Here is an 11,369-nt window from a genome sequence, read left to right as displayed (position 1 = left end):
GACATGGTGCTACTGTCATTAGCACCATGTTGCTGAGACTGAACGTCGCGGACCCACGTCCTCTGCACGAGCAGGTGGCGGGTTCGATCCGGCGTGCCATCGCCGAGGGAGAACTCGCCCTGGGCGACAGGCTGCCTCCGGCGCGGGACCTTTCCCAGGTGCTCGGGGTGAACGCGAACACGGTGCTGCGCGGCCTTCGGACCCTGCGCGACGAGGGGGTTCTGGAGTTCCGGCGGGGCCGCGGCGTGACGGTGGCCGGTGGGGCGGACCAGCGCTCCATGCTGTTGAAACGCGTGCATGACCTGGTCGCCGACGCCGCGCATATGGGTTTCAGCAAGACCGAACTCATAGAGATGATCAGGGGGGCCTCGTGAGCGAACACACCATGCGGGGAAACGCGGCGGCGTGGCGCGTGGCGGGCTGGTCGGCCGGTGTCCTGCTGCTCCTGGCGGGCCTTCCCCTGGTCGCGAGCGGGCGGCTGCCGGGGCGGCTGGCCACGCACTGGAGCGGCGACGGCGCACCCGACGGTTCCATGCCGCTGTGGGCGGCCGCCCTCTTCCCGGCTCTGATCTGGCTGGTGCTGGTGGCAGCCGTGGCGGCCGGGTACTGGCGTGCGAGCGGCCGGACGGGTGGCGGGGCCCAGGGGTGGGCGAAAGCCACCTTGCTCGCCGGGGGAGTCTTTCTCGTCGGCGGGCAAGCGGCCGTCGTGTGGGCCAATGTGGACCGTGGGCACTGGCGGGAGGCCGGCCCGGTGTCCGGCCGGCTCGTGGTGGCCCTGGTCATGGCCGTCTCGGCGGGGTCGGCCCTCTGGATCGCGACCCGCCGTGGCACCGCCACGCGCGGCTCGGCGCCCTCCGGGCCAGGAATGGAGATCCCCGGTGGGCAGCGGCTTGTGTGGCTTTCCCGGGCGTCCAACCGGTGGATCCAGGTTCTGTCGGCCTTCTCCGGCCTCGTGGCCGTGGTACCGGTCGTGGCTGCCGTCGCGGGCCTGACGGGGCTGCACTGGTCGCTGATCGCTCCGTTCGCCCTCGTCTCCCTTGTGGCCCTGGGCTGCGCCTCGGTGCAGGCTCGTATCAGCGAGAAGGGGCTCGAAGTGTCCTTCGGGCCATTCGGCTGGCCGACCCGGCGCTGGGCGACAAGGGACATCGAGTCCGCCCGCGCCGAGCGCCGCACCCCCGCGCAGGTCGGTGGCTGGGGCTACCGGCTGAGCGGTCTGGGAACCACGGTGATGCTGCGCGGTGGCGAGTGCCTTGTCGTACGAGCCAGGGGCAAGGACTTCGCCGTCAGTGTGGACGACGCGGAACGCGGCGCCGCGCTGCTGAACTCGCTGACCGCCGTGCGCTCGGCCTGACGCCGCTCCCACGTCCGCCGCGACGCACCTCTGCGGCCCCACAGGGCAGCACACCTAGCGCGGCGTACCGCCGTCCGGCCTGAACGGGCCTCCGTGGCCCGGCACGATCAGGTCCGCCGCGTCGAGCACCCGGATCCGGGAGGCGCGCAGGACCTCGCGGTCGGGGGCGACCGGGTCGTCCACCGGGCCGTCCGCGTGCCACCACAGGTCACCGGCGAAGGCGACCACGCCCGAGTCCGTGCCCGCAAGGAGCGTGATGTCCTCGGTGCTGTGCCCCGGGGTGCGGATCAGCCGGAGCGAGGGGGTGAGTTCGTAGCCCTCCGCGTCGCGGTTGCGCCACTGGTCGCCGGTGTACTCCACCTTGTGGTCGTGGACGCGGGCGCGGCCGAACAGTCCTACGTTCATGGTGTTGTCCGGGTGGTGGTGGCTGAGCACCACGTCGGTGATGTCGTCGGCGCCGAGCCCCAGTTCGGCGAGCGGGGCGAGGATGTCGTCGCGGCTCGCCACCATGCCCGGATCGAAGATCACGTGCCGTCCGGCGTCGGCTATGTAGGAGACGGTGGCGGCGACTCCGGGGCCGGTGGAACCGACGTAACCGGTGGTCAGGATCGTGTATGCGGCGCTGCGGCCGAGCGGTGCGTCTGTCATGGCTCTGATCCTTCCGGCCCAGCCGCCCGACCACGAGTGGCACAACTGCCGCTGATCGCAGGATTAGTGCCAGACTGCACGGGTGCCTCCCTTCGTGACCGTCGCCGCGTACACCCCGCCCGGAGTCGGCATGCTCGCCGTCGGCATCGTCACCGAGGTCTTCGCACCGCACGGCCCGGCGGCCCCCGGCTTCGACCTCGCCCTGTGCGCCGACCGGCCCGGGGCGGTCCCCACGGACGTCGGCGTGCCGCTCACCGTCACGCACGGTCTGGACCGGCTCGCCTCCGCCGATCTGGTCATCGCCCTGCCCTGGGCCGATTTCCGCACACCGCCCGCTCCCGCCGTGCTCGACGCGCTGAGCGCCGCCCACGAGCGCGGCGCGCTGGTCGCGGCCCACTGCGTCGGCGCCTTCGCGCTCGCCGCCGCCGGACTGCTCGACGGGCGGCGGGCCACCACCCACTGGCGGTTCGCCGGCCTGCTCGCCGACCGCCACCCGGACGTCACCGTCGAACCGGCCGCCCTCTACATCGACGAAGGACGCCTCGTCACGGGCGCGGGAGCCGCCGCGGGCTTCGACCTCTGCCTGCACCTGCTGCGCCGCGAGCACGGGGCCGCGATGGCCAACGCGGTCGCGAGGGACGTGGTGCTGCCCTCGCACCGCGACGGCGGGCAGGCGCAGTACGTGGCCGCGCCCGTCCCCGAGGACAGCCGTGACGAGCGGCTCGCCGAGGTGCTCGCGTGGGCCCGCGAGAACCTCCACGAGCCGCTTCCCGTCGCGGAGCTGGCCCGGCGCGCCATGATGAGCAAACGCTCCTTCGCCCGCCGCTTCACGGCCGCGACCGGCACCACCCCGCACGCCTGGCTGCGCGGCCTGCGGCTGAGCTGCGCCGAGGAACTCCTGGAGACCACGGACCTGCCGGTCGAGGAGATCGCCCGCCGCGTGGGCTACGGCAGCGCGGCCGTGCTGCGCGAACAGTTCGTGCGCCGCCGCGGGGTGCCGCCCCGCTCCTACCGCCGTTCCTTCACCAACGCGCCCTGACGCCGGGGCGGGCCCCCTCCGGGTCGCGGCGCCCCGGACAGGGTCATACGCTCCCAAATGTGACGCCGCCCCCGTCCAGAGCCTCGCGGGCAGCCGCGGTCGCCGTGGCCGTGCTGCTCTCCTGGTGGCCGCTGCATTGCCCCGCGCCCGCCGCCGCCGAGGACCCCGTCACGCTCTCCCGCACCGGCCAGATCACCGACAGGGCGGGCGCCCTCGGGGACCGCGCGGACGCCGCCGAGCGGGCCCTCGACCGGCTCTACGACGACCGCGGTGTGCAGCTCTTCGTGGTGTACGTACGTGATTTCTCCGGGCGTTCCGCACAGCGCTGGGCGGACGCCACCGCCGAGCGCAACGGGCTCGGCCTGGACGACGTGCTGCTCGCGGTGGCCACCCACGACCGGCAGTTCGCGTACTCCGTGGACGCCGACTCGCGGCTCGGTGACGCGCAGCTCCGCGAGGTGGCCACCACCGCGATCCGGCCCGCTCTGCGCGAGAACGACTGGGCCGGGGCCGCCATCGGCGCGGCGAACGGCTATCGGGCGGTCCTCGCGGGCGATCCCGTGCCCACCCCCTCCCTCACCCCCGGCACGGCCGACCCCGGCGCAGGCGGCGACTCCGTGGCCGGCGACCTCGTCCTGCCCGTGGCGGCGGCGGGCGCGGCGGGGGTCGCCGCGATGGTCGCGTACCGGCGGCGCAAGAAGCGGCTCACGACGCGTACGACGCCTGGGGGCGGGTGGGGGCGGGGCGCGGGCAAGGACCTCACACCGCTGCCCGAGCTGGACAGCAAGGCCCGGCTGCTCCTCGTCGGGACCGACGACGCGGTCCGGACGAGCACCGAGGAGCTGGGCTTCGCGACCGCCCAGTTCGGCGCGGACGCGGTCAAGCCCTTCGGCGAGGCGCTGGCGTACGCGCGTTCGGAGCTGACGGCGGCGTTCCGGCTGCGGCAGAAGCTGGACGACGCCATCGCCGAGGACGAGCCGACCAGACGCCGCATGCTGGACGAGATCATCGCGCGCTGCACGGAGGCGGACCGCCGCCTGGACGCGCAGAGCGCGGACTTCGACGAACTGCGCGCCCTGGAGAAGAACGCCCCACAGGCCCTGGAGCACGCCGAGACGGCGTTCCGGCAGGTCGCTGCGCGTACCGGCGCGGCCGACGAGACCCTGGCCGGGCTCCGCGGGACGTACGCGCCGACCGCCTCCGCGGCGGTTCTCGGCCACGTCGAGCAGGCCAAGGACCGCCTCGTCTTCGCCACCACCCACCTCGACGTGGCCCGGCAGTCCGTCGACGCGGGCGACAGCGGCCGGGCCGCCGTCCATCTGCGGGCCGCCGAGGGCGCCGTCGACCAGGCGGGCACCTTCGTGGACGCCGTCGACCGGCTGGCCGACGAGTTGGCGCAGGCCGCCGAGCGGCTGCCGGGGGCGCTCACCGAGACCGAGGCCGACCTCGCGGACGCGCGGGGCCTGCTCGAAGGCACCGCGGCCGGGGTCTCCACCGCCGACCTGCGGGGCCGTGTCGCCCGCGCGGAGTCGGTGGTCGCCGAGGTGCGGGGCCACCTGGCCGCCGGGCCCTGCGATCCGATCGCCTCCCTGCGCCGCGTGGAGGAGGCCGACGCGGCCCTCGACGCGGCGCTCGCGGGCGCCCGGGAGCGCGAGGTCACCGAAGGCCGCTCCCGTGCTCTGCTCGCCCAGGCCCTGCTCACCGCGCGCAGCGCCGTCGGGGCGGCCACGGACTACGTCACCACGCACCGCGCCGCCGTCGGCAGCGAGGCCAGGACGCGGCTGGCCGAGGCCGGACGCCGTCTCGCCCGGGCGGAGGCCGCCAGGGACGGCGACGCCACGGCCGCGCTCGCCGATGCCCAGCGGGCGGACTCCCTGGCCCGGCAGGCGCAGCAGCTCGCGGAGCGGGACGTGCGGGGGTACGGCAATCCGTACGGGGGGCTCGGCCCGGGAGGCGGCCGTGGCGGCGGCATGGGCGGCGCGGTGCTCGGCGGGATCATCCTCGGCGACCTCCTCGGCGGCATGGGCCGCGCGGGCGGCGGGCGCCCAGGAGGTGGCGGCTTCGGCGGAGGCGGGCCGGGGAGCTTCGGCGGGGGCGGGACGCGGGGGCGCCGGGGCGGGGGCGGCAGGTTCTGAGCCCCCGTCGGCGACCCGGCGGCCACTCTCGTACGTCACTCACGGCCCCCGTACAAGCAGGACCCTCACGACCGTCGGACAAGCACGACCCTTACAAGGAGGACCAGCCCATGACGAAGCAGACCATCCTCGGCCGGGTCACCCAGCTCGCCAAGGCGAACATCAACGCCCTCCTCGATCAGGCCGAGGACCCGCAGAAGATGCTCGACCAGCTGATCCGCGACTACACGGACAACATCAGGGAGGCCCAAGAGGCGGTCGCGACCACCATCGGCAATCTGCGGATGCTGGAGCAGGACCACCAGGAGGACCGGGACGCGGCCGTCGAGTGGGGCGGCAAGGCGCTCGCCGCGAGCAGGAAGGCGGACGAGCTGCGCGCGGACGGGAGCGCCACGGAGGCCGACAAGTTCGACCGGCTCGCCAAGGTGGCGCTCGGGCGGCAGGTGCGGTGCGAGAAGGAGGCGAAGGCGGCCGAGCCGGTGATCGCCTCGCAGACCGAGATCGTGGACCGGCTCAGGACGGGGCTCGACCGGATGGAGATGAAGCTGGCCGATCTGCGGGCGAGGCGGGATCAGCTGGTGGCGCGGGCGACGACCGCGCAGGCGGAGAACCGGATGATGGACGCCGCCCGGAGCATCGACGTCCTGGACCCGGCCGGCGAGTTGAACCGCTTCGAGGAGAAGGTGCGCCGCGAGGAGGCGCGGGTGCTCGGCAAGCAGGAGCTTGCCGCGTCCTCGCTCGACGCCCAGTTCGAGGAGCTGGACGGGCTGGGCGACGCGGCGGAGGTCGAGGCCCGCCTCGCCGCCCTCAAGGCGACCACGTGAGGCCGCCGGACATCGGCGTCAGAAGAGGCTGAGCAGGGCCTCCGCCGCGTCCATCGGCTCGGTCTCCCCGTCCGGCAGCGCCAGTTCGAACCACACCGTCTTGCCCCGCGGGGTCCTGCGTGAGCCCCACCCGGCGCTGAGCAGGCCGACCAGCTGGAGGCCGCGGCCGCCCTCGTCGGTGTCGCGGGCCCGGCGGCGGCGCGGCTGGACGAAGCCGCCGTCCCACACCTCGCACACCAGCGTGCGGTCGAGCAGGAGGCGCAGTCTGATCTCCCCCTCTCCGTACCGCAGGGCGTTGGTGACCAGCTCGCTGACCAGAAGTTCCGCCGTGTCGCAGAGCCGCTCCAGGTCCCAGGCGCGCAGTTGGTCGCAGGCCAGTTCGCGGGCGCGGCCCACCGACTTGGGGTCGCGTGGCAGCGTCCAGTCGCCGACGTGCTCGGCGGGCAGGCCCTGGACGCGCGCCGTCAGGAGGGCGATGTCGTCCTCGCCGTGGTGCGTGTCGAGGCTGTTCAGGACGTGGTCGCAGACGTCCTCAAGGGCGGGCGGGGCGTCGTCGAGGGCGCGGACGAGCGCGTTCAGGCCCTCGTCGAGGGGGTGGTCGCGGGACTCGACGAGCCCGTCGGTGTAGAGGGCGAGGAGGGCTCCCTCGGGGAGTTCGACCTCGACGTCCTCGAAGGGTTCGCCGCCGACGCCGAGCGGCATGCCCGGCGGCACGTCGAGCATGAGCGCCGATTCGCCGGGCTCGACGAGGACGGGCGGCAGATGACCCGCGTTGGCGAACGTACAGCGGCGGGTGACGGCGTCGTAGACCGCGTAGACGCAGGTGGCGAGGTACACCTCGCCGAGGTCGGCGTCCGCCGCCTTGCGGGCGGCGCGGGTGCCCTGCTGGGGCCCGGCGGGGCTGCCGAGGCCGCGTGCGATCTCGTCGAGGGCGGAGAGCACCTCGGCGGGCTCCAGGTCCAGCAGGGCCAGGGTGCGTACGGCGGTGCGCAGCTCCCCCATGGCGACGGCGGCGCGCAGCCCGCGGCCCATGACGTCGCCGACGACCAGGGCGGTGCGGTGGCCGGGCAGTTCGATGACGTCGAACCAGTCGCCGCCGACCTCCGTCGCGGCGTTGCCCGGCAGATAGCGGCAGGCGATGTCCAGGCCGGACGCCTCGGGATCGCCGGGCGGCAGCAGGGATCGTTGCAGTATCAGGGCGCGCTCGTGCTCGCGGCGGTAGAGGCGGGCGTTGTCGATGCAGACGGCGGCGCGCGCGGCCAGTTCGACGGCGAGCGCCCGGTCGCGCTCGCCGAAGGGTTCGCTGCCCTTCGTACGGGAGAACTGGGCGAGGCCGACCACCGTGTCGTGGGCGACCATCGGCACGGCGAGCGTCGACTGGATGAGGCCGCCGGTGAGACGGCTCGCGGACTCGTCGTCCTGCGCGGTGGTCAGCCTGGGGCGGGCCGCGCGCAGGGCGTCGGCGCAGGGCGAGGTGAACGCGAAGCGGTGCACGGAGCCGACGTCGACGGGCGCGCTGCCGTCCGGAAACGGGGCGTCGGCGACGGCGCTCGCGAAGGCCACCCGGCGCAGTTCCGCGCTGCCGTCGGCGAGGCCGGGCGGCGCCTCGTCGCCGTCGAGCAGCCCTTGGTAGAGGTCGACGGACGCGAGGTCGCAGAAGCCGGGAACGGCGACGTCGAGGAGTTCCCTCGCGGTGGTCTCCAGGTCGAGGGAGTTGCCGATGCGGGCGCCCGCCTCGTTCAGGAGGGCGAGGTTGCGGCGGGCCTGGGCGGCCTCGCGGGCGGCCGCGTGCCGCCGGGTGACGTCGGTGCCGAGACCCGCGACGCCGATGGGGCGGCCCGAGCCGCTGTGTACGCGGTAGAGGTTGATCGACCAGTGCCTGCGGTCGGCGCTGCCGGGCGTGGGGCCGACGATCTGCATGTCCGTCACGGCGTCGCCGGTCTCCAGGACCCGCTTCATCGCGGCGGCCATGCGGTCGGCCTCGTGGCGCGGCAGATAGTCGTGGACGGTGCGGCCGCGCTGGTCCTCGACGCCGCCGCCGAAGACGTCGGCGAAGCGGCGGTTGGCCCGCAGCACCTTCAGATCCGTACCGAACAGCAGGAAGCCGAAGGGAGATTGGCCGAAAATGGCTTGTGAGGAGGCGAGGTCCGTCTCGATCTGCCGGAGCGCGCGGACATCGACGACGATGCAGACCGCGGCCCGCTCGCCCTCCTCCGTGCCGGTCGGCATGACGTAGACCTCGGCGATGCCCTCCATGCCGGGTCCGCCGCCGCCCTCCTCGTCGGGCACGCGGAAGGGGACGACGCCCGTCCACTCCCGTCCGTCGAGGATCTCCGCCATCTTGCGGTGGCCGTCGGCGCGCAGCTCGGGCGGCACGAAGGCCTCGATGGGGTCCTTGCCGACGGCGTCGCGCGCGGCCACGCCGAACAGCCGCTCGGCGCGCTTGCTCCACTGGTCGACGAGGCCGTCGGGGCCGATCGAGAAGGAGGCCACCTTGATGTAGTCGTAGATCGAACCGGGCGGGCTGCTCTGCCAGGTCTCGTCGGGCGGATGGCCTCCCGGCATGTCGCCGGGCCCCTCGCCCCCCGCGTCGCCGGTCGTCTCGCCGGCCACCGGATCACCCGACGGCCGCTCGGCCTGCGCGTCGCCCGACGGCCCCTCGGGCTCCGTCGCCTTCGCTGGTATCTCGCTCACGCGAACCGTCCCCTCCAGCTCACCGCGTCCGGCACCGGTCGCCGCGTACGGCTGACCGCAGTATCCAGCACTACGGTGCAGCGCCACGCGGCGTTCACGATCACAGCACGGACTCATCGCTTTTTGGCCCGTGCGGCTCTTGTGCCGACGACCTTCGCACACTGCAAGTCTTCTAACCCGGCAGCGCCAGCTCGAACCACACCGTCTTCCCCGTGCTGCCCGTCCTGCCCGGACGCGTGCCCCAGCTGCGCGAGGAGCGGGCCACCAGCTGAAGGCCGCGCCCGCCCTCGTCGTCCGGGGCCGCGACGCGGGCCAGGGGCGGGTCGGGGAGGGGGTCGGACACCTCCACCAGCAGGGTGCCCAGCGGTCCGGCGGGGCGCACGAGGCGTACGCCGATGGGCCCGGAGGCGTGCCGCAGGGAATTCGTGACCAGCTCGCTCACCAGGAGCACGGTGACGTCACCGAGGGGTGCGAGGCCCCAGTCGCCGAGCTGCTCGCGGACGACCGAGCGGGCGGTGCGGACGGCGCCGGGGTCGGCGGGGAAGTCCCACGCGGCGCAGTCGCCTTCGGTGTCGATCACGCCGATCACTTCCAGACCAGAGGCAGAACCTGTCCGGTTTCGGGTGGTTAATGGGCACATACCCGATATCCAGGTGGCTTTACCCCGTAACAGGGCGCACTGTGGCACGAACGGCGTAGGCGGGGTCAGTGCGCGGAGTGCGGCTGCCCGAGCGCCGCCGTGACGGCGGGGACGTCCGCCGCCAGCCACGGGACCGACCAGACCTGGTCAGGGGCGAGCCAGCGCAGTTCATCATGATCCTCAAGGGGCTCGGCCACTCCCGAGACCAGCCGGGCCCGGTACACCCGCAGGGCGTACCCCTTGGCGAGCGGCCACTGGCCCGGCACGCGCTCCAGGATCTCCGCCTCGACGCCCAGTTCCTCGCGCAGCTCGCGCGCCAGCGCGTCCTCGCACCGCTCTCCCGGTTCGACCTTGCCGCCCGGCAGCTCCCAGCCGCCCGCGAGCTCGGGGGGCGCGCTGCGCCGCGCGGCGAGCAGGCGTCCGTCGTCGTACAGGGCGGCGCCCACCACAATGCGTTCGTTCATGTGCCGGAGCTTAGGGGCCCTGCTCATGGCGGGGCTCAGGTGCCCGGCCTACTGGCGCCCGCCACCGTTCTGGTTCAGCTTCTCGACCGAGTAGCGCCGATCGGGGCCGAGGTCGTCGAGGCTGTCGGCGATCCTCTGGGCCTCGGCCTTCGTCGCGAACCTGCCCACGCGATAGCGGTTGCCGTTGTCGTCCTGGCGTATGACGAACCAGGGCAGCAGGACCGTCCCGTCGTTCATCGCGCCCCTCCGCTCGCCGCCCCCGGCGCGCGCCACGCCTCGATCACCAAGGAAACCGCAATCCGCATATGCCCGAGCCTACGCCCGACCTTTACTCAGCGGATACGAGTTTGCACAAAGAGATACGCAGGCCGTTGTCAATCGGCCATCAGAGCGACAGCGGCGAGGGGCGCACCGCGCGAGTGCGCCCCGGGCCCGCCTGGACGGGCAGTCCGTTCACCGGGGCGCGGACCGGCCGAGGAGTTGAAGGAGGCGTGGATGAGGGACGTGGGGGTCGGCCCTAAAGAGCCGAAACCCATCGTGATCACGACGGGCCCGGTGAACACGCCGACGGCGGCCCCATCACTTCACGGGCAGGTGATACGCGATGCGGTACCGGTCGGCCGGGACGACGATGTCGGCCGTCTCGACGGGGCGGCCCGAGGCGTAGTACGTCCGCTGGACGACGAGGACCACATGACCGGGGACGCCGCCGAGCGCCGTCAGCTCCTCGGCTAGGCCCGGGCGGGCGCCGACCTCCTCCGCGACGTTGTCCACGACGACGTCGATGGCCGCCATGCGCTCCACCACTCCGCAGCCGCCGAGCGGGCCTTCCTCCGGGAGCATGACGGGGGTGCGGCCCGTCACGGCGAGGGGCTCCCAGGAGGTGGAGAGCATCATGGCCTCCCCGGCGTCACGGAAGACGTACTTGGTGCACATCACGCGGTCGCCCGGGCGGATGCCGAGGCGCTCGGCGATCCCGGCGCCCGCCTCGGTCTGCTCACTGCGGGACTCCCACGTACCCCGCGCGCCATCGGCGGCCTGCTCCTGGCGGAAGGGGGTCGAGCCGCCGTTCACCCCGCGGTAGCCGGTGCGGGCGATCTTGCGGGGGACGGGGCGCTCGCGCACATACGTCCCGGAACCGGAGCGGCCCTCGACCAGGCCCTCGGCCATCAGGACCTTGCGCGCCTCCAGGGCGACCGTGTCCGATACGCCGTACTCCTCGCGGATTCTCGCCTGCGAGGGGAGCCGGGTGTGCGGCGGGAGCGAACCGTCGGTGATCTTCTTGCGAAGATCACCCGCGACGCGCAGATACGCCGGCTGCTCACCGAAAGTCACTGGCCACTCCCATCAGGTTGACAGACAGCTACAGCCTGGCAACCGTGGGTTGTAGCCTGCAACCCTAGGCCAAGGAATCACTCGAAGTGATGATTTCTGCCCTCGCAGGTCTTTACGCAGGGCTCTTACCCGGATATGGCGTCCGACCGAGCGCACCGAGGAAACGTTCGTCCCCGCGGCCGGACGGGTCGGGGACCCTGAGCCGTGCCGCGGGGACGAGATCCGCTGCGCTATGCGTT

The 11,369-nt window shown here is 73.5% G+C and carries 11 protein-coding genes; 5 read left to right on the top strand and 6 right to left on the bottom strand.

Annotated elements, in window-relative coordinates; genetic code table 11:
• Positions 1-26: 26 nt before the first annotated feature.
• Entirely contained in the window at positions 27-374 is a 348-nt protein-coding gene (locus CP975_RS23045) for a GntR family transcriptional regulator (RefSeq protein ID WP_055534390.1), read from the top strand.
• Positions 375-385: 11 nt separating this feature from the next.
• A complete protein-coding gene (locus CP975_RS23040) occupies positions 386-1,351 on the top strand; it encodes a DUF1648 domain-containing protein (RefSeq protein WP_055534400.1) in 966 nt (321 codons plus the stop codon).
• 54 nt (positions 1,352-1,405) lie between these two features.
• On the opposite strand, the gene CP975_RS23035 is transcribed toward CP975_RS23040, so the two are convergent.
• The gene (locus CP975_RS23035) at positions 1,406-1,999 is read right to left on the bottom strand and encodes an MBL fold metallo-hydrolase (protein WP_055534387.1); all 594 of its coding nucleotides are present in this window, start codon (positions 1,997-1,999) and stop codon (positions 1,406-1,408) included.
• 130 nt (positions 2,000-2,129) lie between these two features.
• Here CP975_RS23035 and CP975_RS23030 point away from each other — a divergent pair, with 130 nt between their 5' ends.
• From CP975_RS23030 to CP975_RS23020, 3 genes are all read left to right on the top strand, one after another.
• Positions 2,130-3,038 carry a GlxA family transcriptional regulator gene (locus CP975_RS23030; RefSeq protein WP_055534398.1) on the top strand — a complete coding sequence of 303 codons (909 nt, stop codon included), beginning with the start codon at positions 2,130-2,132 and terminating at the stop codon, positions 3,036-3,038.
• Between the two features lie 59 nt (positions 3,039-3,097).
• Positions 3,098-5,173, top strand: a complete 2,076-nt coding sequence (locus CP975_RS23025; RefSeq protein WP_150477298.1) for a TPM domain-containing protein — start codon at positions 3,098-3,100, stop codon at positions 5,171-5,173.
• A 110-nt stretch (positions 5,174-5,283) separates the two neighbouring features.
• Positions 5,284-5,997, top strand: a complete 714-nt coding sequence (locus CP975_RS23020; protein WP_150477297.1) for a PspA/IM30 family protein — start codon at positions 5,284-5,286, stop codon at positions 5,995-5,997.
• An 18-nt stretch (positions 5,998-6,015) separates the two neighbouring features.
• Here CP975_RS23020 and CP975_RS23015 read toward each other — a convergent pair whose 3' ends face one another.
• The 5 genes from CP975_RS23015 to CP975_RS22995 all read right to left on the bottom strand — a co-directional run bounded on the left by CP975_RS23015 (position 6,016) and on the right by CP975_RS22995 (position 11,130).
• Positions 6,016-8,691: a SpoIIE family protein phosphatase gene (locus CP975_RS23015; RefSeq protein WP_246201606.1), complete on the bottom strand. Its 2,676-nt coding sequence runs from the start codon at positions 8,689-8,691 to the stop codon at positions 6,016-6,018.
• A gap of 172 nt (positions 8,692-8,863) precedes the next feature.
• Entirely contained in the window at positions 8,864-9,280 is a 417-nt protein-coding gene (locus CP975_RS23010) for an ATP-binding protein (RefSeq protein ID WP_150477295.1), read from the bottom strand.
• 116 nt (positions 9,281-9,396) lie between these two features.
• The gene (locus CP975_RS23005; RefSeq protein ID WP_150477294.1) at positions 9,397-9,795 is read right to left on the bottom strand and encodes a (deoxy)nucleoside triphosphate pyrophosphohydrolase; all 399 of its coding nucleotides are present in this window, start codon (positions 9,793-9,795) and stop codon (positions 9,397-9,399) included.
• Positions 9,796-9,843: 48 nt separating this feature from the next.
• A complete protein-coding gene (locus tag CP975_RS23000) occupies positions 9,844-10,032 on the bottom strand; it encodes an SPOR domain-containing protein (protein ID WP_150477293.1) in 189 nt (62 codons plus the stop codon).
• A gap of 342 nt (positions 10,033-10,374) precedes the next feature.
• Positions 10,375-11,130, bottom strand: coding sequence for a GntR family transcriptional regulator (locus tag CP975_RS22995; protein ID WP_150477292.1), 756 nt, complete (start codon positions 11,128-11,130; stop codon positions 10,375-10,377).
• Between the last annotated feature and the right edge of the window lie 239 nt (positions 11,131-11,369).

Source organism: Streptomyces alboniger (genome assembly GCF_008704395.1).
In the GTDB taxonomy this organism is placed as follows: domain Bacteria; phylum Actinomycetota; class Actinomycetes; order Streptomycetales; family Streptomycetaceae; genus Streptomyces; species Streptomyces alboniger.
Note: the sequence above shows the minus strand (reverse complement) of the source record. Positions and strands in the feature narration are given on the sequence as shown.